The organism is Oceanomicrobium pacificus, from assembly GCF_009833495.1.
In the GTDB taxonomy this organism is placed as follows: Bacteria; Pseudomonadota; Alphaproteobacteria; order Rhodobacterales; family Rhodobacteraceae; genus Oceanomicrobium; species Oceanomicrobium pacificus.
Genome location: NZ_WUWG01000006.1, coordinates 209,605 through 232,179, shown reverse-complemented (window position 1 = coordinate 232,179; position 22,575 = coordinate 209,605). Strand labels below are relative to the sequence as shown.

Below are 22,575 nucleotides of genomic sequence, written 5' to 3'. Positions count from 1 at the left end.
GCACTCAGCTTCAACTCGATCTCACGCAGCAGCTTCAAGACGTCTTCGTCTGAATGTCGCTTCCTCGCCATGCCCAATCCCCCTTTCGCAGCCAGTGTAGTGGCCCAGTTTTACGGGGGAAGGACACAAGTCCATCTCCATCTTTCTTGGTGGCAGAGTAGAGTACGTGCAGATAACCGTCTTCTGACCGGGTGTCAGAACAGGCAAGCATCGGTTGCATCTGTTGCCATACCGCCACGCACTCCAATTTTGCCCTGTTGCTTCCACAGTGCTTCCAGCGCGGATTTCGCAACGCAGAACGCCCCGCATGTTGCGGGGCTAAGGCGTTGTATTTTCTTTAGGAATTTGGTTGCGGGAGCAGGATTTGAACCTGCGACCTTCAGGTTATGAGCCTGAAGGCCAAGCACCACACTTACCGTCGTACCCGCTCACGCCCGCGTTCACGCCGCGCAACCTTGAGCGGATGGTCACGTGGCAAGGATCGCCAGAACCCGGTCCCTTTGGACCAATTCAGGAACTGGCTAAAACTGTCGACCTGGTCGTCATGGCGCGTCCGGGGAAAGCCAAGCAACTCGCGTTTGAACGCTGGCAGCCATGGGGCCTCTCGGGGCAGGAACACGGTGCCCGCTTCAACAGGTGCGCAAGCAGCAGCGAAGCGCACTTCTTTGTCCTTCTCAGGTGTAATACGCCTATAGCGCTTATCATCCATAAACAGTTCGTGGAACAGCGGCCGGCCCGTTGCAGCATCCTCAATAAGAACTTTCTCAGGGCGCCAGGTCTCAGTAAGCGCCAGCACATTGGCCTTCAGTTGCGGATAGTCCAATCGGCCACGCCAGACATCAAGCAGGTACCAACTGGTGTCTCTGAACCCCCAGGTCGTACAAACGGAGAAGTCTGACCGCGGATCGGCCGACATGCCAGTATCCCAGCTTTGAACGACAAGCTGGTACCAGTTGCGGTCCTGGACCTGATCGTAGGTCTGGAACCATTCCCATCGCAGTGGCGATCCATCTGGCGCGATGGGATTCTGCTGGTACTGACAGTTGAAGATGGCCGAGCCCATTTCACGGCGCATGCGGTCCAGCGTCTCTCGATCCAACCGGTCGGGAAAGAGAAGGTCGCCTGGGCCACGGCGGTGCGAGCGGCCGCGCCCGATCGGCACGACCTCATTTTCCTCGGCAATTGCCGGCAGGTTGAGATGCCTGTAGGTACCCTTGTCGAGCAGATAACCCGGCGGATCAAGCTCGTTAAGCCGTTGCGCGATCATGACAACGCGACCTTCAGACGGGTGGTTGAAGCGCGACAAAAGCGTGCCCTCGATAAACTCCTGCGCCTTGATCAACTCGGCCTCCGAACCAGCATCACCGGCCTTCAGCAAGTCGTCGATAATGATGTAGTCCGCCCCGTGCCCTGTGACCGAACTGCCGATGGACACAGCCTTGCGACTGCCGCCTCTGGTGGTACGGATCACGTCCACGGTATTGCCTTTCCGGGCCAGGCGTGCGGCAGGAAACATCGCCTTGTACCACGGCGTCTCCATGACCTTGCGGCAATCCTCGGAATGTTTGCGTGCCAGATCGAGCCCGTAGCTCGCCACGATAATCTTGGCCTCCGGTTTGTGGCCGAGGATGTAGGCTACGTAGGCAACGGCCACGGTGATGGATTTCAAACACCGCGGTGGGATGTTGATCACCAGGCGCTTGTTCTCGCCGGTGCGCACATTGTCGAGCTCGTGGCACATCGCCTCGACGTGCCAGTTCGGCTGGAAGGCAGAGTCGGATCCATGATGCAGCGTGTGGAACACTTTCCACACGAAGTAGAAGAATTCATCTCGTGGAACCTGTTTGGCCACGCGACGCACCACTTCCAGATCAAGTGCCATCATTGTCCTCCCCCGGGCGCGTCATCCGTAGCGTCAGGCTTTCCAGCTGCGGCAAGATAGTGCCGGAGCATGTCCAAATCTGCGGGATCTAAAGAGCCTGTCGGTTCTCGTTCCGCAACGTCTGCTTCCTGACGCGCACCCTGTTCAGAATCGAGTTTCAACAGCAGAGCGAGCGCCTTCATGTCTCCTTTCAACGCATTGCTCGAAAGCCGCTTGACCATGGCTTCGGCCTTCGAGACGCGAATTTGCCTATTGCCTTCACGGATCGTGACTTTGGCCTCCAGTTCGCGCTGCAGACTTGCACGTATCCCCTTCGCGCCTTTCGGCCGGCCCTTCGGATTGCCTGACTGGCCTTTCTTGAACTGCGAAGCCTTTGGAGGCCGGCCATAGCCGACCTCATATTCATTGTCGCAATCAGACACGGCCCGCCTCCTTGTCCCCGTCCAGTGCGGTGGCTGCGGTACGGTCGTCAAAGCTCTCACCTGTCGCGGCATGCACCGCCATGTTGCCAGTCATCTGCTGCCACCGGCGGATGGCAACATCGACATAGGCCGGATCAAGCTCGATCAACCGGGCACGGCGGCCGGTCTGTTCGGCGGCCAGCAGCGTGGCGCCTGACCCGCCAAACATGTCGAGCACCAGATCACCGCGCTGGCTGACATCCATGATCGCATCGGCCACCAACGCAGTCGGCTTGACCGTCGGATGATCCGCAAGGTCGGCCTCCCGACCCGCTCCAAAACTGTTGACACCGGCATAGTCCCAGACATTGGTCCGGTTCCGCCCGTGTTTGCCTAGCTCAACATTGTTGGTGTGCGCAGCGCCCGGCTTCTTGAAGATCGCGACCAATTCATGCTTCGAGCGATAAAGACTGCCCATGCCCCCGTTGGTCTTGTTCCAGACACACAGGTTGACGAGATCAAATCCGGCAGCCTTGCCGCCGGCAATCAATTCTTCGACGTGGCGCCAATCCATGCAGACATCAGCAACCCCGCCTTTGGGCAGAATATCCGACAGACGCGCCATGACGCTTGCCAGGAACGCGCGGAACTCATCCTCGCTCATCTCACCCGAAGCCATCGCAAACTCACGGTGATCGCCACCTTTGCCAGACCGCCCACAGGGCGCAACTCTGGTGGCAATCTGCAAGGCCACCGGGTGGCAGCGCCATTCCGCGCACGCCTTCCTGAGCGGTTTGCGCAATGCGGGATACGTGCTCGAGCGTCGAGCCGATCCCGCCACGGGGAAGGATGCGGTCTACTGCATCACTGCCGAACCCGAGGCGGTGGAATGATCAACGTCACTGATCTGGAGACCATGGACCGGGCCGCGTTGATCGCGGCCTGGGCCTCAACCTTTGGCACACCGGTTCCAAAGGGTCTGAGCCGGAATTTGCTTCGCCTGTTCCTCGCGACGGAGCTTCAATCGCGCATGTATGGCAAGCCACCGGCGCGGATCCACAAGGCCCTTGCAAAGCAGGATGATTGTTCGCACCGCTCAGCTGCCGTTTCTATGGAGCCCGGCGGGCGTTTGCTCCGGGAATGGAATGGCGTCACCCATGTCGTGGATGTCACTGAAGACGGCTACCGTTGGAATGGACAAACCTGGCGTTCACTCTCCGCCATCGCGCGCGCGATTACCGGTGCCCACTGGTCCGGACCGCGGTTCTTCGGCCTGAACGGAAAGGTGGGATCATGAAGACACCCCGGATCCGCTGCGCAATCTACACCCGCAAATCGTCTGACGAGGGTCTCGATCAGGACTTCAACTCGCTCGATGCCCAGCATGAGGCTTGCGCTGCATATATCGCCAGCCAACGGCATGAAGGCTGGCGCATGTTGCCGGCCCGATACGACGATGGCGGCATCTCTGGCGGCACACTCGAGCGACCCGGCCTGCAACGGCTTCTTGCCGATATCGATGCCGGACGGATCGACATGGTCGTGGTCTACAAGATCGACCGGTTGACCAGATCGCTCGCCGATTTTGCCAGGCTCGTCGACCGGCTCGAAGGCGCGGGTTGTTCCTTTGTCTCTGTCACGCAAGCGTTCAACACATCCTCGTCCATGGGACGCCTGACGCTCAATGTGCTCCTCTCCTTTGCCCAGTTTGAGCGCGAGGTGACGGCAGAGCGGATCCGCGACAAGATCGCGGCATCCAAAAAGAAAGGGCTCTGGATGGGCGGGGTTCCACCGCTCGGCTATGACCCGCATCCTGATCCGCTCCGTCGCGAACTGGTGGTCAATGCGGCCGAAGCCGGTGTCGTGGCACAGTTGTTTGCTCTCTACGCCAAGCATCACTGTCTCAGCGCGGTTGCCCGAGAAGCGGAAGCCTTGGGGCTTCGCTCCAAGCGTCACAGCTTCTCAACCGGACGGGAACAGGGCGGTACCGTTCTGAGCCGCGGCCAGATCCACAAGATCCTGACCAATCCTATCTATCTCGGCACGATCCGGCACAAGGACACGACCTATCTTGGCAAACATCCTGCCATCATCGACCGCGTATGCTGGGACAAGGTTCAGGAACTCTTGCAGAAGGCCAGCGCCAAGAGAAGGGGTCCTGCCGCAGGAAAGCCCGTTTCCGAGGCTGCGCCTCTGAAGGGCAAGCTTCGCGACGAGACCGGTGATCCGTTGACACCGACCCACACGCAGAAGAACGAGAAACGGCTGCGCTACTATATCTCCCACCGCCTGATCTCCGGTGGGGCAGACCTTTCCGGATGGCGCTTGCCGGCACCGGCCCTTGAAGCAACAATCCTCTCTCTGGTCACAAACCACCTCACCGTTTTGGCCGAGCGCCACACCGTACTCGCTTCGGGTGAACTTCATGCAGTCAGTGCTGCTGCTGATCGCTTGCGGGCATTTGCCCTGCAAACGCAGCGGGACGGAATCCGCTCAGCTGCGCCGCTGATCCGCCAATGCACCCTCGAGCCAGCACGCATTGCCATCGCGCTCGACGGCAAGACGATCGCGGACGCCGTGAATGTCCCGGCTGCAGAGTTGCACCCGGACACCCTGAGACTGGAGCGTCCCTTCACGTGCAAGCGCCGCGGGGTCGAGACGAAGATTGTTGCCGGCGACCGCAAGCCGCGCCTGGACCCTGCCATGGTCCGCGCCTTACGTAACGCCCATCGCTGGTCCGCCAGTTTGAAAACCGGTCAGTCCCTCAAACGACTTGCCAACGATGCAAGAATATCCGAGCGCTATGCCGCCCGCATCATCGCCCTCTCCGGCCTGTCGCCCAAAATCCAGACCGCGATTGTCGATGGGACCCAGCCCGTTGACCTGACCCTGCAACGACTTGTGAGCCGCAAATTGCCGCTCGCCTGGGACGATCAGGAACAGTCTTTCGGCATCTGATCGCCGATCGCTCCCTGCTCCGCAGAACCGCTTCCCTGATATCCTGAAACGTTTCCCTGATACCGTCAGAAAATTCCCTGTTCCGGTGTTTAGGGAAACCGACAATAAATCACTGATCTCGCTGCGCTAAATCGGCATCCCATTGCCCGCAACTACCAAGAATCCCACATATTCCCTGTAAATCGGCACCGAACAGGGAAAATCACCAAAACCGGACCGCCCTATTGGGCCAACTGAGACAGGGGGCTAAGTGGCGGGGATTCCGGCCAGCGAGGTGCGTCTCTGGTCGCATGGCGCTCAGGCAAGCCACGGGAATTGCGCCAGAAATCGGCGCGAGTTGGACATAGGGAATTGAGACGGAAGATAGTGGCGGAGAGAGAGGGATTCGAACCCTCGAGACGGTTCCCCGCCTACACACTTTCCAGGCGTGCGCCTTCGACCACTCGGCCACCTCTCCGCGTGCGGGGTGTTTATACCGGGGCGGCGGGGGATGACAAGGGGCGAAATGGGCTTTTCGGTGCGGGCCCTTCAACTCTCCAGATGGAGCGCCACGCGCCGGTTCATCCGGCCCTTCTTTTCGATCTTGCCGAGCCGCACGGGACCGATCTCGGCGGTGCTCCGGACATGGGTGCCGCCACAGGGCTGCAGGTCGACGGGCGCACCATCCTTCCCGATCCGGACGAGCCGGATCCGGCCAGCGCCGCGCGGCGGCTGGACCGACATTGTCTTTACCAGCCCGGGGTTTGCATCCAGTTCGGCCTCGGAAATCCAGCGGCTGGACACGGGATGGTCGGCCGCGATCAGCGCGTTCAGCGCTTCTTCCAGAGCGGCCTTGTCTTCCGGCGCTTCGGGCATGTTGAAATCGAGCCGGCCCTTCTCGGCGGTGATCTGTCCGCCCGTGACGGGCAGCGGGATGACCACCGACAGAAGGTGCAATGCGGTATGGATGCGCATGTGGCGCAACCGACGGTCCCAGTCGATTTCCTGCGTCACCTCCGCGCCCACCCCCGGCAGGTCCTGGCCCGCAGCCGGAACCAGCACAACCTCGCCCGTATCGAGCACAGTGGTCGCGATGTCGATCGGCCGCCCGTCCACAACGATCCGCCCGGCATCACCGGGCTGGCCGCCGCTCGTGGGGTAGAAGAGGCTCGCGTCAAGCCGGACCCCGCCCTGCTCCGTCAGGCCCGTCACCACGCCCGGAGCGGTGCGGCGGTAGGCATCGTCGAGATAGAGCCGGGTCATGGCGCTCACGCCTCCGTCTCGAAGACCTGCGGCACGTCGCTCGCGGCTTTCGGCTCCAACCACGCCGGCACCGGCAGGTCCTTGGAGCGCAACAGTTCGGGATTGAACAATTTTGACTGGTAGCGCGTGCCATAGTCGCAGAGCACCGTCACGATCGTATGGCCCGGGCCGAGATCGCGCGCCATGCGCATCGCACCGGCCACGTTCACTCCGGAAGAGGAGCCCATGCAGAGCCCCTCATGCTCCAGAAGGTCGAAGACCACCTGCACGGCCTCGTCATCATGGATGTTATAGGCATGGTCGACCGTCAGCCCTTCAAGGTTGGCCGTCACACGCCCCTGCCCGATCCCTTCGGTGATCGATCCCCCCTCGGCCTTCAAGGACCCATGGGCGTAATAGTGATAGAGCGCCGAGCCGTCCGGGTCGGCAATGCCAATCTTCACACCGGGGTTGCGGGCCCGCAGGCCTTCGGCCACACCGGCCAGCGTGCCGCCGGAACCGACCGCACAGATGAACCCGTCCACCTTGCCATCGGTCTGGTCCCAGATTTCCGGCGCAGTCGTGTCCACATGGGCCTGCCGGTTGGCGACATTGTCGAACTGGTTGGCCCAGATGGCCCCGTTCGGTTCGGTCTTGGCAAGCGCCTCGGCCAGACGGCCGGAATAGCGGACGTAATTGTTCGGGTTGCGGTAGGGCACAGCCGGCACCTCGACAAGTTCCGCGCCCGCGAGCCGGATCATGTCCTTCTTTTCCTGGGTCTGCGTCTCGGGGATCACAATGACCGTCCGGTAGCCCAGCGCGGCGCCCACCAGCGCCAGCCCGATCCCGGTATTGCCCGCGGTGCCTTCGACGATCGTCCCACCGGGGCGCAGCGTGCCGCGCGCCTCCGCGTCGCGAATGATCGACAGGGCCGCGCGATCCTTGACCGACTGGCCGGGGTTCATGAATTCCGCTTTGCCGAGGATGTCACACCCCGTGGCCTCCGACGCCGCGTTCAGGCGGATCAGTGGCGTGTTTCCGACGGCTTCGGGCAGGTTCCGGTAGACGGCCATCTGGGGCTCCTCATCACTTCGGTCGAGGGCGATAGATATGGAAAGGCGGACCGATCATCAAGGCGCAGTGTCCGCGCCCCAGTCCGTGCGCAAGCCCGCAGCGCGCCCCTCCAGCCAGTAGAGCGACAGGAGCGTCTGCACATTGCGGATCTGCCCGGCGGCCGCCATCTCCATGGCTTCGGCGCGCGACAGGGTGAAGGCACGGATATCCTCTCCCTCCCCGTCAGCGCCGAAAAGTCCGCCAGCGCCCTTCAGATCGGCCTCCCCGACATAAGAATGCAGATACTCGGTCGAGGTGCCGGTGGAAGAATAATAACTCGCAATATGGGCAATGCGCCCGATCCCAATCCCCGCTTCCTCCCGCGCCTCGCGGCGGGCGGTGTCCTCCGGTGTCTCATTGGCGTCGATCCGGCCGGCAACCACTTCCACAATCCACGGCGCAAGATCGCCGCGCGCGAAGGGGCCGGGGCGGAACTGCTCGATAAAAAGCAGCCGGTCGGTCTTCGGATCCCATGGCAAGAGCGTGACCGCGTCACCCGCGGCCATGACGGCACGATCGACCTGTGCCGTGCCGCCGTCGAACCGGTCATGGCGAAGCGCGATCTCCTCCACCGCGAAATAGTTCGCATAGGGGCGCTCAAGGCGGGTCAACGTGACGTTCCGCCGGTCTAGCGTGGACGGGGCCGAAGGTGCCTCCGACGCCGCGTTGCGCCGCGCGAGGGCGCGGAAGGCAATCCCGTGGCGCAGTGCAGCCAGATCCGACGTGCTGCGCTGCCCGAAATAGCCCATCGTCTCGCGCGCGACCTCCAGAAACCATGCGCGATGGTCCGGTGCCCAGTCACCGATCCGCCAGTCCGCATCCTCGGCCCCCGCCCCGTCCGACAGGTAGACGAGCGCGGGCTCCGTCCGTCCGTCACACTGGACATCCCGCGGGACGAGCGCATAGGCAAACTCTCCTTCGAAAAAGTCCAGCCGGGCGCGCATTTCGGCCGTCACACCGCGCACCAGCTGCCCGGGCGCTGCAGCACCGGCCTGCGGTACCAGCGCCGGATAGGGGGCATTGCGGACTGTCGTGACGCGGTGGTCGGGCAGGCTCGCGGGCCGCATATCGAGCCCGGCTTCCGGCGTGCCCAGCACAATCGACAGAAGCTCCGGGTCCTGCAGCGTGCCGTAGAAGAAGAGCTGGTCCATCGCTGGCACCCTTTCGTGCAACCGGTCCGCCCGGACAGAGCGGCCCGCTTCACCGTTCTTCGGAAAAACCTACCGCCAGTGGCGGTTCGCGATCTCGGTCAGAAGGCCGCTCAGCACACCAAGGCAGGCAGCAAAGATCACTGTATCGGCCTTCAGCATCATGCCGAGGAATTCGAGGCATTTCTCGAACAGTGCCTGCAGTGCCTCTACCGGCGAATAATAGGCGTGAAACTGCATCGCCTGCCCGACCGCGGCGAGTGCCAGCGTCAGCACCACCCAGGCCGCAACATGGCCGGCGGACCGCAGCCCGTGGCTCATGCCCGCGCCAAGGCCCATGCCGGCCCGCGTCCCGAGACTCGACCAGCCGATCAGCGCGCCGATGATCCCGCAGAGATAGAAGAGGCGCGGTGTCTTGGGTCGCCATTCGCCGTAGCTTTCCACCCACATGAACGCCACCAGCATTGTCGATGCGGCCAATAGAAACGCCGCGACGAGGCGGGCGGCGGTGGGCATGTTGGCTTTCTGCATCGGGCTTCCTCAGGCGGTGTTGGTGAGCGTCACCTGCGTCACGTCGGTTGTGCCAGCATTGAAGGCGGCCGCACATGAGGCAAGATAAAAGTTCCACAAACGCCGGAACCGGTCGTCAAATCCCATGCTGGCGATCGTGTCCCACTGGGCATTGAACCCGTCGAACCACTCGCGCAGGGTCAGGGAATAGCTGTGGCCGAACTCGTGGCTGTCGAGCAGAGTCATTCCCGATTTCGCTATCTCGGCGCGCAGCGCCGTCGGACTGGGCAGCATGCCGCCCGGAAAGACATATTTCTGAATGAAATCGACGCCCTTGCGGTAGCTGTCGAACCAGCGGTCGGCAATGGTGATGATCTGCAGACAGGCCCGTCCGCCCGGTGCCATCCGGCTTTTGACCGTGTCGAAATAGACCGGCCAGTATTTCTCCCCGACCGCTTCGAACATCTCGATCGAGGCGATCCCGTCATAGGCGCCGCGCTCGTCGCGATAGTCGCGCATCACGATATCCACCCGTTCATTGAGGCCTGCCTTGAACATCCGTTCCTTGGCATAGTCATGCTGCTCGCGAGAGATGGTCAGGCCGGTGACCTTGGCGCCGCGGTGGCGTGCGGCATATTCGGCGAAGCCGCCCCAGCCGCAGCCGATCTCCAGCAGGCTGTCGCCCTGTTTCACGCCGATACTGTCGCAAATGGCGGCATATTTCTGTTCCTGCGCTTTGACGAGCGGTTCCTCGTCCGTCCGGTAGAGCGCCGAGGAATAGGTCATGCTCTCGTCGAGCCACAGCCCGTAAAACTCGTTCCCAAGATCATAGTGATAGGAAATGTTCTTGCGCGCCTGGGTCTTGGTGTTCGACCGCAGCCAGTGCCGCGCGCGCTCGATCGCGCGCAGAAAGCCGGCGCCGGGCAGGCGGCGCCCCACCTCGGCATTGTTGAGAAGCAGCACATCCATCAGTGCCATCAGGTCCGGCGTGTCCCACCAGCCATCCATATAGGCCTCGGCGAAACCGAGCTCCCCGTCGCGCATCACGCGACCGAAGAAGCCCGGATTGAGGATGCGGATTTCCCCGTGTGGTCCGGTGCCCGCCTGACCGACGGAATAGCAGCGGCCGTCTGGAAGATAGAGGTCAAGCGTGCCGATCGACATCCGTTTGATGATCGCGTGAACGGCTCCGAACCAGCGCGGCGTTCCCTGTTGTGTTTTCGATTCGTGACGGTCGTTCATCGCCGACATCCCCCTCGTTGAAGAAAAGTCTAACCGAACTTGGTCAAATTCGCCAAGTGGCTGTTAATGTTGTGGAACTGCACCCGGTTTCGGCAGGGCATCCGGTGGCGCCGCGTCAGTCGCCGCGGCCCGATTTCATGGCCTCATAGGCGCCGAGCGCCCGGTCCCGCCCGTCCTTCAGGCTGATGCGCGGCGTGTCCGGCCGCGCGCCCTCGCCCAAGCCCCAGCTTCGCGGCACAGCGCGCAGGAAGGCGTTTGCCCCGTCAGCCTCCGGATCGAGATAAAGGCGGCGATAGCTGCCCTTGGGATCGAATTTCTCAGCCTGGAGTGCAGGATTGAAGACGCGGAAATAAGGAGCGGCATCCGGCCCGCTGCCCGCCACCCATTGCCAGCCCATCCCGTTCGAGGCCGGGTCCCAGTCGATGAGGCAGTGCTCGAACCAGCGCAGGCCCACCCGCCAGTGCACAAGGTAATGTTTGGTCAGATAGGAGGCGACAAGCATCCGCGCGCGATTGTGCATCCGGCCGGTCACGTAAAGCTCTCGCATGGCCGCGTCGACCATTTCCTCTCCGGTCAGACCGCGCTGCCAGGCCTCGGCATCGTCATTCTCCTCCCGCCAGGGAAAATTGTCCCAACCGTCCGACCAGTTCTCCTCTGCCAGAGCGGGAAAACTATGATGGATATGCCAGGCAAAATCCCGCCAGCCGAGTTCGGAGAGGAATTTCTCCGCGCCCTTGGTGCCCGCCGCGTCCCGCCCCTGGACCGTGTGAAAGATGCGGCGTGGCGAGATCTCGCCCCAGGCCAGCGGCTCCGACAGGCCAGAGGTCGCATCCGGCCGGTCGAGCCGGTTGCGGTCGGCTGCATAGCGCGCCACGGACCCGTCAAGGAATTCGTCGAGCCGGTCCCTCGCCGCGGCTTCCCCGATGCGGGCGTGGCCGGCGACAATCTCGGCACCACGGTTCATGGCGCCTCCCAGCCCCCAATCCGCAAGCCTCTCGCTCTCCGGCCAGGTGTCGGGCGCCGGCAGTGCCCCGGGCGGGTCGCGCGGCGCCGGGATGTCCATCCCGCGCAGGCTCTTCCAGAAGGGCGAGTAGACGCGGTACGGATCGCCGGATTGGGTCCGGACCTCCCACGGGTCGCGCAAAACCATCCCGTCGAAGGAGCAGGCTTCCAGCCCGTCTTCCTTCAGGGCGGCTTTCACCTCCCGGTCACGCGCCACCACCTGCGGCTGGTAATAGCGGTTCCAGTGGACGGCACCGGCCCCCGTTTCGGCCACAAGGTCCCGCAACATATCGAGCGCCTTGCCCCGGCGGAGGATGAGCCGGCTGCCCATACCCTCCAGCACCGCGCCGAAATGTTCGATCGCCTGCTCCAGCCGCCAGGCGGGTGCCGCACCCAGCTGATCGACGTCCGGGTCGAGGATGAAGACCGGCACGACCGGCCCGCCCTTCTCCGCGGCAGCGGCCAGCGCGCCATTGTCATCAAGCCGGAAGTCGCGGCGGAACCAGACGAGGGTGGGAGAAGTGGTGGACATGAACGCTCCGTTTCAGTGTTCTGCCTCCAATACGCCCTCCCATTCGTTGCGGATCAGTAAGCGATCACAAATGCTTGTCGAGCGCCGCGATCAGCTGATCGACCTCCGCACGGCTGGTGTAATGGACGAAGCTGAGCCGCAGGACGCCCTGCTCCTGATCAATGCCCAGCGCCTCCAGCAAGCGCACCGCGTAAAAATCTCCGCCGCCGGTCATGATGCCCTCAGCCGCGAGCGCGGCGGCCACCGATTCCGCGTGGCGGCCCAGATCGACCGATACGGTCGGCACCCGGACTGCTGCGTCCCTCGGTCCGATGAGGCGCAGATCGTTGCGGTTGCCCAGATAGTCGAGAAGCGGGCCGAGAAGCGCGGTTTCATGGTCCCGCATGACCTGCCGTGCCACTGCCGCTTCCTGCCCGCCTGACGCACCGTGATGCGCCGCAAGCGCCTCGAAATAGTCAACGACCCCCGACATGGCCGCGACCTGCGCATGATCCGGACCGGCCGGCGTGAACCGCTTTGTCCGTGACCCGGCGTTGAAATAATGCGCCTGATTGGGAAGCCGGTCGGCCAGTTTGGGGCGAATGACCATCACACCCTGATGCGGCCCGTAAGTCTTGTAGCTGGAGAACAGGTAGATATCCGCCCCTGTCGCCGCGACGTCCGGCAACCCGTGCGGCGCGAAACTCACACCATCGACGCAGGACACGGCACCCGCTGCACGGACCCTGGCGCAGATGTCGGCCACCGGATTGATCTGCCCAACGATGTTGGAGCAATGCGGGAAGGCCACCAGCCGCACCTTCTCGTCGAGCAGCGCGTCGAGCGCGTCCGGGTCAAGTGCGCCGGTCGCGGGATCGACCTGCCATTCACGGACCTCAATGCCGCTGTCCGCCAGCCGCCGCCACGGTCCGCTATTGGCCTCGTGATCCTGATTGGTCACGATGATCGCATCGCCGGGCGCCAGCATCTGCCGGAATGCCTGCGCCAGAACATAGCTGTTCTGGGTTGTCGACGGACCAAAGCTCAGCATGTCCGGCGCGACGTTCAGGAAGGCTGCAAGGCGGGTCCGCGACGCATCCATCTCCGCTCCGGCCTGCTCCGCCGCAGGATAGGGGGCATAGGGCTGTACCTTGGTCTTCACGTAATAGTCCGACAGCCGGTCGATCACCTGACGGCAGGCATAGGACCCGCCCGCATTCTCGAAAAACGCCTGTCCGTCGAGCGACGGGTCCGCGAATGCCGGGAATTGCGCCCGCACGAAATCAGAATCCAAGGGCGTCAAGGCCACCTCCAGCTTTCAAGAAACCGCCCCGGCGGCTTGCCGGGGCGGTCGGAGAGTGAACCGGTTCGCGCATGGGTTCAAGCCCGTGCCGGGCAGGCTTCGGATCAGGCGCGGGCCGCGCGCCATTCCTTGACGAGCCCGAGCACGATCGCGACGCACATCAGCAGCAGGAGCGCCGCGAAGGGGAACCCGGTCGAAACCGCCATGGCCTGAAGCGCGGCCAGTCCGCCGCCAAGCAACAGCGCGATGGCCACCAGCCCTTCGAAGATGCACCAGAAAACCCGCTGCGGCAGCGGCCCGTCCGTCTTGCCGCCCGACGTCACCGTGTCGATCACCAGCGAGCCGCTGTCTGACGAGGTGACGAAGAAGACGATCACAAGGACGATCCCGATGAGCGACGTGATCCCTGCCAGCGGCAGTTGCGACAGCATCTCGAAAAGCTGCACCGGCAGGTTGGCTTCGGCCGCCCCCATGAACCCGTCATTGACCACCTGGCTGATGGCGGTGCCGCCAAATGTGCTCATCCAGAGCACACAGACCAGCGACGGGATGATGAGAACCGAGATGATGAACTCGCGCACCGTCCGGCCGCGGCTGACCCGCGCGATGAACATGCCCACAAAGGGCGACCAGGATATCCACCAGGCCCAGTAGAAGGCCGTCCAGCCCTGGCTGAAATTCGCATCCTCGCGCCCGAAGGGCTGCGACAGGGCGGGAAACTCGCGCGCATAGGCCCCGATGGAGGATAGGAAACCACTGACCAGTTCACCGGTCGGACCGACCACCAGCACGAAGAGCAGCAGAAGGAAGGCCAGCACCATGTTGATCTCGGACGCGCGTTTCACGCCTGCATCGAGGCCGGCCAGCACCGACAGGGTCGCGATCCCGGTGATGGCGACGATCAGGATGACCTTGGTTTCCGCGCCCTCGGGAATGCCGAAGAGATAGTTAAGACCGGCCGAGGCCTGCTCCGCGCCGAAGCCGAGCGATGTGGCAAGGCCGAAGAGCGTCGCAAAAACCGCCACGATATCGATGATATGCCCGGTCCAGCCCCAGACCCGGTCACCGAAGATCGGGTAGAAGGCCGAGCGGATCGAGAGCGGCAGGCCCCAATTGTAACTGAACAGGCCGAGCGCGAGCGCCACGACCGCATACATGGCCCACGGGTGCAGCCCCCAGTGGTAGATGGTCGAGGCCATGGCGAGGCTGCGCGCGGCCTCCGCATCGCCGGCGGCACCGGCAAGCGGCGCCCAACTGTCGGGCGACCCCGCGCCCTCTGCAAAGGATGCGGAGAAATGCGACAGTGGCTCCGACACGCCGTAGAACATCAGCCCGATGCCCATGCCGGCGGCAAAGAGCATCGCGAACCAGCCGGGATAGCTGTAATCGGGCGTTGCCTCTGCCCCGCCCAGACGGACAGACCCGAGCGGCGTGAAGATCAGGATGATGCAGAAGGCCACGAAAATGTTGCCCGCCAGCAGGAAGAACCAGGAGAAGTTGCCCGTCACGAAGTTCCGCATCGCCGAGAAGAGACCGGTGGCGCTTTCGGGCAGCATCAGCGTGCCGAGCACGAATGCCACGATGGACAGTCCGGAAATCAGGAAGACCGGATTGTGAATGTCGAGCCCGAACGGCCCCACCTGCGCTTGGATATTGTCCTGACCCACTTCGTAATCGGTATCGACGTCGACTGCGCCGGTGCCTTCCGTGGCATCGCTCATGCTGCGTCCTCCTGTTGGGTGTTAACGACGTCAGCCTAGCACAGGTTCGGGCATGACAGAAAAAGCAGTGCGCGACATTGCACACGGCTTTCCCGCCACTTGCGGGCGACATTTCAGATCTTTAGGCGCGAAACCGGCCCTAGCGGCCGGAAATGAAAGCGTAGGTATCGGCCGGAATGATCGCCTTGCCCATCGGCCAGAGCGACAGGCCGGCCAGCTTCAGATGCGCCCAGGCAAAGGGCAGCCCGATGATGGTGATGGCCAGCCCGACGGCGGTGATCACATGGCCGAGCGCCAGCCACCAACCGGCAAGGATGAGCCACAGAAGGTTGCCGATGAAGGAAAAAGCGCCCGGCGCCTCGTCCGCGCCATGCACCATGCCGCGATCCACCGCCACGCGGCCGAACGGAAAGAGCGTGTAATTGGCGATCTTGAAGGCCGACAGGCTCCACGGCAGGCCGATGATGGTGATCGCCATGAGCACGCCGGCGAGCACCCAACCCAGCGCCATCCAGACGCCCCCCGTGATGATCCAGAGGATATTGAGAAGCAGGCTCAGAAATCCCATGAGTCAGCCCTCCGCATTGACGTCGACGACCACGCGGCCCTGCACCTGACCGCGCAGGATATCCGCCCCGATCTGCGGCAGGTCATGCAGCGTGGCCGGTCGGACCATCGCTTCGAGCTTGTCCATCGGCAGGTCCTGCGCCACCCGTGCCCAGGCCCGTTCGCGATTGGCATAGGGCTGCATCACGCTGTCGATACCGAGCAGGTTCACCCCGCGCAAAAGGAAGGGAATAACGGTCGCAGGCAGCGCCGCGCCGCCGGCCAGCCCAACCGCAGCGACCGAACAGCCATATTTCATCTGGCCAAGGACGCGTGCCAGCATCGCGCCGCCAACCGCATCGACGCAGCCGGCCCAGGTCTCGCTTTCCAGCGGCCGCTTCGTCGTTTCGTTCAACTCTGCGCGCGGCACGATGGTGGTGGCGCCAAGGTCGCGCAGATAGGCTTCCGTCTCCGGCCGCCCGGTGACGGCTGCCACCTCGTAGCCGCGATGCGCAAGGATCGCGGTCGCGACGGACCCGACCCCGCCCGCAGCCCCCGTGACCAGCACCGGACCGCGTCCCGGCTCGAGCCCGTGATCCTCGAGCGCCATGACCGCCAGCATCGCGGTGAAACCGGCCGTGCCCACGGCCATCGCCTGCCGCGTCGTCAGCCCGTCGGGCAGCGGCACCAGCCAGTCGGCGCGGACGCTCGCCTTCTGCGCATAGCCGCCCCAATGGGCCTCGCCCACGCGCCAGCCGGTCAGAACGACCTTGTCACCCGGCGTGTAGCGCGGATCCTCCGACCGCTCGACCGTACCGGCAAAATCGATCCCCGGCACATGCGGATAGGACCGCACCAAGCCGCCGCCCGGTCCGATACAGAGCCCGTCCTTGTAGTTGACGGTGGAATAGTCGACGGCGACGAGCACCTCGCCTTTCGGCAGGTCGGCCACCTCCAACTGGCGCACAGCGGCGGAGGTTGCCCCCTCCTCCGATTTCTCGACCACCAACGCATTGAACCCCATGACGCACTCCCCGGCTCAGATCCCTGTTCAGGGTCAACTTAGACAGCAAGACCACAGGTTCCAAGACACGCGGCTTGCGAATGCATTTTTGAAAGGGGAATAAACGGGCGCGCGGGTCCGCGCAGAGGGCGCGCCGCGGCGGGCCGGGGTCGATCCCCGTCCCGCCGCGCGCTGCTTCAATGTTCGGCCTTGATGAACGTGCCGTTGCGCAGTTCCTGCATGGCCTGCATCAGTTCGGCCCGCGTGTTCATCACGATCGGCCCGTGCCATGCGACGGGTTCGCGGATCGGACGGCCCGAGACGAGCAAGAACCGCACGCCCTGCGGACCGGCCGTCACGGTGATCTCGTCGCCCGTGTCGAACTGGACGAGCGTCCGGTTGCCCGACAGGTCGCGAATGTTCAGCTCCTCGCCGCGATATTCCTTCTCCACCCGAACGCCGTAGGGGTTGGAGGCGTCGCGGAAATTCGCGGACCCGTCAAACACATAGGCGAAAGCATGGGCATAGGTGTCGACCGGCAGGGTCTTCTTCACGCCCGGCGGCACATAGATGTCCAGATAGACCGGCTCGGCCGCAATCCCGTCCACAGGTCCGGTCTTGCCCCAGAAGGTGCCGACGATCACTTTCACCCGCGTTCCGTCATCATCGATGATCTCGGGAATGTCCGACCCCCGCACATCCTGATAGCGCGGCGCGACCATCTTCTGGCTCGACGGCAGGTTGGCCCAGAGCTGAAACCCGTGCATCTGGCCCTTGGCATTTCCCTTGGGCATCTCCTGATGCATGATCCCAGAGCCCGCAGTCATCCACTGCACGTCGCCCGCCCCGAGCGTGCCGCTGTTGCCAAGGCTGTCGCCATGGTCCACCGACCCGTTCAGAACATAGGTGATCGTCTCGATCCCGCGATGCGGGTGCCACGGAAACCCTTTCATGAAGGCTTCGGGCACATCGTTGCGGAAATCGTCGAAGAGCAGGAACGGGTCGAGCTCGCTCGGATCCCCGAAGCCGAAGGCCCGGTGCAGATGCACGCCCGCCCCTTCGAGGGTCGGCTGGGCAACACGTTCGCTTTTCACTGGTCGGAAAGACATGGCTATCCCCTTTGTTTCCGGTTTCCAGATAAATGGGCCCTGATCGGGCTTTTGTCGACGCAAGCGCGGAAAACGCTCTGTCTCCGGAATCGCAACAGCCCCCTTTTGCAACGCCTTGCCGCCCGTTAAGACTGACCCCGCGGCGCCGGCATCAAACACGGACCGCAACTTGACCAGACGACCGCGCCGCACACTTGCGGGGCGCAGAAGGAGCCTCATGGAGCCCCAGACGACCACGACCGCGCCCAAGGTCTTTGCCCGCCTCGACGTCTCGCAGAACCGCCGCTATTTCGGCGTCGCCATGCTGGGCGGCCTCGGACTGCTGCTGCTCTACATTGCCGCCGCCCATCCGCCGCAGGAACTCCTCGGCCTCGTGACGCTGATCCTTTTCGGCGCCGGCGCGCTCTGGCAAGGCTGGCGGCTCTGGCGGGCGACGGCGCAGGGGATCTTGCTGACGTCGGAGGGGCTGCACCTCACCGACGGGACCGAGATCTGCCGGCTCGACCAGATCCGCGACGTGGACCGGGGCTTTTTCTCTTTCAAACCGTCCAATGGGTTCCTGTTGCGCCTGAAAGAGCCGATGCCCCGGGTCTGGGCACCGGGCCTTTGGTGGCGGTTCCATACGCGCGCAGGGATCGGCGGCACCACCTCGGCCCGTCAGGGCAAGGAAATGGCCGACGCGATCACGATCCTGCTGTCCGAGCGCGGCGCGGACCTTCTGATGGGCGGCGCGGACACCCCGCCCGACAGTTGACGCAGCGATGAGCCCCGTTCAGAGCCCTTTCGACGTGTAGGATTTCGCTACCCGGTCAATTGAAACCAGATAGGCCGCGACCCGGAGGTCATGCACATCCTCGCGTTCGTGCCAGACCTCGCGCATCGAATTGTAGGCCGCGCGCATCGTGTCATCGAGGCCCGAGCGCACCAGTTCCAGCTCGCCCGCACCGCGCAGATAATCGCGTTTGAAATGCGCGCTCAGCCCGAAATTGTCGCCGCCTGCCGCCGCGATCCGCTCGATCTCGTCGACGAGCAACTGGTGGCGGGCTTCTTCCTGCCGCCGCTGCAGCCGGCCGAAACGGATGTGGCTCAGGTTCTTGACCCATTCGAAATAGGAGACCGTGACACCGCCCGCATTGGCATACATGTCGGGGATGATGACCGTGCCGCGCTTGCGCAGGATCTCGTCCGCCCCCGAGGTGATCGGCCCGTTGGCGGCCTCGATGATGAGCGGCGCTTTGATGTTGCCCGCATTGGTTAGGTTGATGACCCCTTCGAGCGCGGCCGGGATGAGGATATCGCATTCCTCCTCAAGCACTTTGGCGCCGTCTTTCACATAGGCCCCGCCGGTGAAGCTCGCGACCCCGCCATGCTCCGCGATATGGTCGCGCAGCGCATCCACGTCGATGCCCTTGGGGTTCACGATCGCCCCGTCGCGCTCGATCACGCCGGTGATGAGCGCGCCATCTTCCTGGCTGAGGAATGCCGCCGCGTGATAGCCCACATTGCCGAGCCCCTGCACGATGACCCGCTTGCCGTCGAGCTTGCCCTCCATCTTTGCGGCCGCCACATCCTCGGGATGGCGGAAGAATTCGCGCAGCGCATATTGCACGCCACGGCCTGTGGCCTCCACGCGGCCCGCGATCCCGCCCGCATTGAGCGGCTTGCCGGTGACGCAAGCAGCGGCATTGATGTCGGTCGTGTTCATCCGGCGGTACTGGTCGGCAATCCAGGCCATTTCCCGCTCGCCGGTGCCCATGTCGGGCGCCGGCACATTCTGTGCCGGGTTGATCAGGTCGCGCTTGGCCAACTCGTAGGCAAACCGGCGGGTGATGAGTTCCAGCTCATGCTCGTTCCATTCGCGCGGATCGATGCAGAGCCCGCCTTTCGAGCCCCCGAACGGGGTTTCCACGAGCGCGCATTTGTAGGTCATCAGCGCCGCGAGCGCCTCCACCTCGTCCTGATTGACCGACATGGCATAGCGGATGCCGCCCTTGACCGGCTCCATATGTTCCGAATGGACGGAGCGGTAGCCGACAAATGTGTGGATATCGCCGCGCAGGCGCACCCCGAAGCGCACCGTATAGGTCGCGTTGCAGACCCGAATCTTCTGCTCCAACCCGGGCGGCAGGCCCATCAGCTTGACCGCGCGGTTGAACATGATGTCCACCGATTGGCGGAATGTCGGTTCGCCTTGATTTTGCATCGCTATATCCCCTCGAAATCCTGCATTCTGCGACAGTGAATTCCCCTTCACCTTAGACCCTCGGCGCGGGATTGCCAGCCACCTTTGCGTGTGGGCCGCACCGTGCGGGCGCGCAGGGCGCGGCACCGCCGGCCGCACCGGGCTATTTCTGCGAGCGGGGCTTGGCGCGCCGGGTCGGCGGGGCCGCGGCCGGGTCTTCGGGCCAGGGGTGGCGCGGATAGCGGCCGCGCAGATCGCGGCGCACATCGGCATAGCTCGATGCCCAGAAACCCGGCAGGTCCGACGTGATCTGGACCGGCCGCTGCGCCGGCGACAGAAGCGCGATCGAGAGCGGCAGACGGTCCGGCCCGATCACCGGATGGACCGTCAGACCGAACATTTCCTGCAGCCGGACCGACACGGAGGGCGCATCCCCGCCATAGTCGATCGGCAGGACCGTTCCGGTCGGCGCAGTGATGGACGCAGGCGCCAACCTGTCGATCTCCTGCAGCCGGTCCCAGCCGATCCAGGCGCGCAGCGCGTCACCGGGATCGATTTTGGACAGCGCCTCCCGCGTGCGGGCCCCGCCCATCGCAGGGGCCAGCCAGTCGTCCGCCACCTCAAGCAGCGCCGCCTCGGACAGGTCGGGCAGGTCCGCACCCCGTGCCGCCAGCCAGCGCGCGCGGTCTAGAAACCGCAGGGCCAGTTTGCCCCAGCCGAGCGCGGACAGGCCGAGCGCACGGACCCCGTCGATCTGCGCGGAGAGCAGTTGATCCGCGGGCGGGTCGGTCCAGGGCGCGTCCTCCAGTTTCAGGGCCCCGATCCGGGTCTCGCGCCGCGCCTCGACCCGGCCATGCCGCGCGTCCCAGCGGCAGATATCATGGCGGGTCTCGCGTGCGCAATGCAGGCGCCGCACCTCGTCGGACGACGCGGGCGCGGCCAGCAGAATCCGCGCCTCGCGGCGGTCCCCTTCCAGACCTGCCACGGCGAGCATGGGCTCATGGGCCAGCGCATCGCCGGGGTCCAGCGCAGCGCCCGACCCGCCCGACAGGTGGAAGCGCGGCGCATCGCCCGGGCGGCGCGCCGCGATCCGGTCGGGATAGGCCAGCGACAACAGCCCGCCGAGGGACGGTCCTTCAGCTTCGCCCTCCGGCACACGGGCCGCCAGCCGCTTCCGGTCCTGCACGATCTGCGCGCGGGCCGCACGGTCCACCCGGTAGGGGGTCTCGGCCTCCAGCCGTTTCGGATCACGCAGTGCCGACAGGCGCAGGGCAATATCGGCAGGCGGCCGGCCACCGCTGCCGCGCAACGGATCGCGATGTTCCAGAAGCGCCGCCAGATCGACGGCCAGATCGCGGCGCCGCGTGCCAGCCGCGGACAGAAGCATATGGGCGAGACGCGGATGGACCGGCAGGCGCGCCATCGCCCGCCCGTGCGGCGTCACACCGCCCCGCGGATCAAGAGCGCCGAGATCGCGCAAGAGCGCACGGGCCCGCGCGACGCTCTCCGTAGGGGGCGCGGTCAGCAATGGCAGGTCCGCCGGATCGGCCGCGCCCCATTGGGCAAGATCGAGCATCATGCCGGTGAGGTCTTCGCGCAGGATCTCGGGCGGCGCGAAAGCGGGCAGCGCACCTTCCTCGGCCGCCGCCCAGAGCCGATAGCATCGCCCGGGCGCGACGCGGCCCGCACGCCCCCGCCGCTGTTCGGCCTCGGCCCGTGAAACCCGTTCGGTCACGAGCCGCGACATGCCGGTGCCCGGATCGAAACGCGCCCGCCGCGCCATGCCGGCATCGACGACCACGCGAATGTCGGGAATGGTGACCGAGGTCTCCGCAATCGCTGTCGACAGAACGATTTTCCGCCCGCCGTCACTGCGCGGGCGCAGCACAGCTTTCTGATCGGCGAAGGGCAATGACCCGTGCAGCAACTCGATCCGGTCCCCGGGCCCCAGCCGGTCACGCAACAGGCGGGCAACCGCGTCGATCTCGTACCGCCCCGGAAGGAAAGTCAGGATGCCGCCCTCCTCCGTTGCCGCCGCCGTTGCAACCAGATCGGCCACATGGGCTGGCAGGTGCCGGCGGTCGCGGTGGCCGGCGGGCAGCGGCCGGGAAAGGTGGACGGTCTCGACCGGAAAAGCGCGACCTTCGGATGTGACAAGCGGCACGTCGCCCATCAGCGCCGCCACCGGTGCGGCATCAAGCGTGGCGGACATGACCAGAAGCTTCAGGTCCGGCCGCAGCGCATCCGCGAGATCAAGCGCCAGCGCCAGCCCCAGATCAGCGGTGAGAGAGCGTTCGTGAAACTCGTCGAAGATCAGGCATCCGACGCCGGCCAGTTCCGGGTCGGACTGGATCATCCGTGTCAGCACGCCCTCGGTGACCACCTCGATCTTGGTCGATGGACCGATCGCGGTCTCGCCCCGCATCCGGTAGCCGACGCTTTCCCCGGGGGCCTCACCACGCAGGTCCGCCAGACGACCGGCCGCCGCGCGGGCCGCCACGCGCCGCGGCTCCAGCATGATGATCCGCCCACCGACAAGGCCCGCATCGTCAAGAAACAGCGGCACACGGGTCGTCTTGCCCGCGCCCGGCGGCGCCTGCAACACGGCCCGGCCGCGATCCTGCAGGGCCGCGCCAAGCGCGGGCAGGCACGCCTCGATGGGCAGGACAGGATCGGACGGATTGGTCGCGCGGCTCATCGCCTGCCGATAGCAGGACGGCGCC

The 22,575-nt window shown here is 64.5% G+C and carries 20 protein-coding genes and 2 tRNA genes; 4 read left to right on the top strand and 18 right to left on the bottom strand.

The annotated features are described in order from the left end of the window. Positions 1-346: 346 nt before the first annotated feature. The 4 genes from GSH16_RS14190 to GSH16_RS14175 form a co-directional block, all read right to left on the bottom strand. A tRNA-OTHER gene (locus tag GSH16_RS14190) sits at positions 347-439 on the bottom strand. Further along, positions 413-1,882, bottom strand: coding sequence for a phage terminase large subunit (terL, locus tag GSH16_RS14185; protein ID WP_160856226.1), 1,470 nt, complete (start codon positions 1,880-1,882; stop codon positions 413-415). The genes GSH16_RS14190 and terL overlap by 27 nt, the downstream gene beginning before the upstream one ends. Continuing rightward, on the bottom strand, positions 1,882-2,304 hold the full coding sequence (locus tag GSH16_RS14180; RefSeq protein WP_160856224.1) for a DUF5681 domain-containing protein: 423 nt from the start codon (positions 2,302-2,304) through the stop codon (positions 1,882-1,884). Before GSH16_RS14180 ends, terL begins: the two co-directional genes overlap by 1 nt. Continuing rightward, complete coding sequence (locus GSH16_RS14175; RefSeq protein ID WP_328803242.1) at positions 2,297-3,037, bottom strand: DNA-methyltransferase; 741 nt, start codon at positions 3,035-3,037, stop codon at positions 2,297-2,299. Before GSH16_RS14175 ends, GSH16_RS14180 begins: the two co-directional genes overlap by 8 nt. On the opposite strand from GSH16_RS14175, the gene GSH16_RS16105 reads away from it, so the two are divergent. Genes GSH16_RS16105 through GSH16_RS14160 form a run of 3 tightly spaced genes read left to right on the top strand, consistent with a single transcriptional unit; the run spans position 3,018 to position 5,241 of the window. After that, on the top strand, positions 3,018-3,176 hold the full coding sequence (locus GSH16_RS16105) for a DUF3489 domain-containing protein (RefSeq protein WP_160856222.1): 159 nt from the start codon (positions 3,018-3,020) through the stop codon (positions 3,174-3,176). The genes GSH16_RS14175 and GSH16_RS16105 overlap by 20 nt on opposite strands. Then, positions 3,173-3,580, top strand: coding sequence for a DUF2924 domain-containing protein (locus tag GSH16_RS14165; protein WP_160856220.1), 408 nt, complete (start codon positions 3,173-3,175; stop codon positions 3,578-3,580). The genes GSH16_RS16105 and GSH16_RS14165 overlap by 4 nt, the downstream gene beginning before the upstream one ends. Next, complete coding sequence (locus GSH16_RS14160; RefSeq protein WP_160856218.1) at positions 3,577-5,241, top strand: recombinase family protein; 1,665 nt, start codon at positions 3,577-3,579, stop codon at positions 5,239-5,241. Before GSH16_RS14165 ends, GSH16_RS14160 begins: the two co-directional genes overlap by 4 nt. Before the next feature lie 367 nt (positions 5,242-5,608). Here GSH16_RS14160 and GSH16_RS14155 read toward each other — a convergent pair. From GSH16_RS14155 to GSH16_RS14100, 12 genes are all read right to left on the bottom strand, one after another. Then, a tRNA-Ser gene (locus GSH16_RS14155) sits at positions 5,609-5,698 on the bottom strand. A 71-nt stretch (positions 5,699-5,769) separates the two neighbouring features. Then, on the bottom strand, positions 5,770-6,483 hold the full coding sequence (locus GSH16_RS14150; RefSeq protein ID WP_160856258.1) for an alanyl-tRNA editing protein: 714 nt from the start codon (positions 6,481-6,483) through the stop codon (positions 5,770-5,772). Positions 6,484-6,488: 5 nt separating this feature from the next. Continuing rightward, positions 6,489-7,535 (bottom strand): cysteine synthase A, encoded by a 1,047-nt coding sequence (locus GSH16_RS14145; protein ID WP_160856216.1) that lies wholly within the window; start codon positions 7,533-7,535, stop codon positions 6,489-6,491. Between the two features lie 57 nt (positions 7,536-7,592). Beyond that, complete coding sequence (locus GSH16_RS14140) at positions 7,593-8,726, bottom strand: gamma-glutamylcyclotransferase (RefSeq protein ID WP_160856214.1); 1,134 nt, start codon at positions 8,724-8,726, stop codon at positions 7,593-7,595. A gap of 69 nt (positions 8,727-8,795) precedes the next feature. Continuing rightward, a complete protein-coding gene (locus GSH16_RS14135; RefSeq protein ID WP_160856212.1) occupies positions 8,796-9,254 on the bottom strand; it encodes a TrgA family protein in 459 nt (152 codons plus the stop codon). A gap of 9 nt (positions 9,255-9,263) precedes the next feature. Beyond that, positions 9,264-10,475 (bottom strand): SAM-dependent methyltransferase, encoded by a 1,212-nt coding sequence (locus GSH16_RS14130; RefSeq protein ID WP_160856210.1) that lies wholly within the window; start codon positions 10,473-10,475, stop codon positions 9,264-9,266. Between the two features lie 115 nt (positions 10,476-10,590). After that, complete coding sequence (locus GSH16_RS14125) at positions 10,591-12,009, bottom strand: cryptochrome/photolyase family protein (RefSeq protein ID WP_160856208.1); 1,419 nt, start codon at positions 12,007-12,009, stop codon at positions 10,591-10,593. Between the two features lie 64 nt (positions 12,010-12,073). Further along, positions 12,074-13,291 (bottom strand): aminotransferase class V-fold PLP-dependent enzyme, encoded by a 1,218-nt coding sequence (locus GSH16_RS14120; protein ID WP_160856206.1) that lies wholly within the window; start codon positions 13,289-13,291, stop codon positions 12,074-12,076. 104 nt (positions 13,292-13,395) lie between these two features. Continuing rightward, the gene (locus tag GSH16_RS14115; protein WP_160856204.1) at positions 13,396-15,012 is read right to left on the bottom strand and encodes a BCCT family transporter; all 1,617 of its coding nucleotides are present in this window, start codon (positions 15,010-15,012) and stop codon (positions 13,396-13,398) included. A gap of 139 nt (positions 15,013-15,151) precedes the next feature. Continuing rightward, positions 15,152-15,580, bottom strand: coding sequence for a YccF domain-containing protein (locus GSH16_RS14110; protein ID WP_160856202.1), 429 nt, complete (start codon positions 15,578-15,580; stop codon positions 15,152-15,154). Positions 15,581-15,583: 3 nt separating this feature from the next. Further along, positions 15,584-16,582 (bottom strand): acryloyl-CoA reductase, encoded by a 999-nt coding sequence (gene acuI / locus GSH16_RS14105; protein ID WP_160856200.1) that lies wholly within the window; start codon positions 16,580-16,582, stop codon positions 15,584-15,586. Between the two features lie 176 nt (positions 16,583-16,758). Beyond that, the gene (locus GSH16_RS14100) at positions 16,759-17,670 is read right to left on the bottom strand and encodes a pirin family protein (RefSeq protein ID WP_160856198.1); all 912 of its coding nucleotides are present in this window, start codon (positions 17,668-17,670) and stop codon (positions 16,759-16,761) included. A gap of 217 nt (positions 17,671-17,887) precedes the next feature. Between GSH16_RS14100 and GSH16_RS14095 the strand changes: the two genes are divergently transcribed. Beyond that, positions 17,888-18,424 (top strand): hypothetical protein, encoded by a 537-nt coding sequence (locus GSH16_RS14095; protein WP_160856196.1) that lies wholly within the window; start codon positions 17,888-17,890, stop codon positions 18,422-18,424. 18 nt (positions 18,425-18,442) lie between these two features. Here the strand turns inward: GSH16_RS14095 and GSH16_RS14090 are convergent, their stop codons facing one another. Together GSH16_RS14090 and hrpB are read right to left on the bottom strand one after the other, a co-directional pair. Continuing rightward, positions 18,443-19,873, bottom strand: a complete 1,431-nt coding sequence (locus GSH16_RS14090; RefSeq protein WP_160856194.1) for a Glu/Leu/Phe/Val family dehydrogenase — start codon at positions 19,871-19,873, stop codon at positions 18,443-18,445. Between the two features lie 142 nt (positions 19,874-20,015). Beyond that, positions 20,016-22,550 carry an ATP-dependent helicase HrpB gene (hrpB, locus tag GSH16_RS14085; protein WP_160856256.1) on the bottom strand — a complete coding sequence of 845 codons (2,535 nt, stop codon included), beginning with the start codon at positions 22,548-22,550 and terminating at the stop codon, positions 20,016-20,018. Between the last annotated feature and the right edge of the window lie 25 nt (positions 22,551-22,575).

What these genes read in the sequence shown, in the direction of transcription:
- terL (WP_160856226.1), bottom strand. Translation starts at nt 1,882, where the DNA reads ATGGCACTTGATCTGGAAGTGGTGCGTCGCGTGGCCAAACAGGTTCCA.
- GSH16_RS14110 (WP_160856202.1), bottom strand. Translation starts at nt 15,580, where the DNA reads ATGGGATTTCTGAGCCTGCTTCTCAATATCCTCTGGATCATCACGGGG.
- acuI (WP_160856200.1), bottom strand. Translation starts at nt 16,582, where the DNA reads ATGGGGTTCAATGCGTTGGTGGTCGAGAAATCGGAGGAGGGGGCAACC.
- GSH16_RS14135 (WP_160856212.1), bottom strand. Translation starts at nt 9,254, where the DNA reads ATGCAGAAAGCCAACATGCCCACCGCCGCCCGCCTCGTCGCGGCGTTT.
- GSH16_RS14090 (WP_160856194.1), bottom strand. Translation starts at nt 19,873, where the DNA reads ATGCAAAATCAAGGCGAACCGACATTCCGCCAATCGGTGGACATCATG.
- GSH16_RS14100 (WP_160856198.1), bottom strand. Translation starts at nt 17,670, where the DNA reads ATGTCTTTCCGACCAGTGAAAAGCGAACGTGTTGCCCAGCCGACCCTC.
- GSH16_RS14115 (WP_160856204.1), bottom strand. Translation starts at nt 15,012, where the DNA reads ATGAGCGATGCCACGGAAGGCACCGGCGCAGTCGACGTCGATACCGAT.
- GSH16_RS14140 (WP_160856214.1), bottom strand. Translation starts at nt 8,726, where the DNA reads ATGGACCAGCTCTTCTTCTACGGCACGCTGCAGGACCCGGAGCTTCTG.
- GSH16_RS14130 (WP_160856210.1), bottom strand. Translation starts at nt 10,475, where the DNA reads ATGAACGACCGTCACGAATCGAAAACACAACAGGGAACGCCGCGCTGG.
- GSH16_RS14145 (WP_160856216.1), bottom strand. Translation starts at nt 7,535, where the DNA reads ATGGCCGTCTACCGGAACCTGCCCGAAGCCGTCGGAAACACGCCACTG.
- GSH16_RS14160 (WP_160856218.1), top strand. Translation starts at nt 3,577, where the DNA reads ATGAAGACACCCCGGATCCGCTGCGCAATCTACACCCGCAAATCGTCT.
- hrpB (WP_160856256.1), bottom strand. Translation starts at nt 22,550, where the DNA reads ATGAGCCGCGCGACCAATCCGTCCGATCCTGTCCTGCCCATCGAGGCG.
- GSH16_RS14150 (WP_160856258.1), bottom strand. Translation starts at nt 6,483, where the DNA reads ATGACCCGGCTCTATCTCGACGATGCCTACCGCCGCACCGCTCCGGGC.
- GSH16_RS14125 (WP_160856208.1), bottom strand. Translation starts at nt 12,009, where the DNA reads ATGTCCACCACTTCTCCCACCCTCGTCTGGTTCCGCCGCGACTTCCGG.
- GSH16_RS14095 (WP_160856196.1), top strand. Translation starts at nt 17,888, where the DNA reads ATGGAGCCCCAGACGACCACGACCGCGCCCAAGGTCTTTGCCCGCCTC.
- GSH16_RS14165 (WP_160856220.1), top strand. Translation starts at nt 3,173, where the DNA reads ATGATCAACGTCACTGATCTGGAGACCATGGACCGGGCCGCGTTGATC.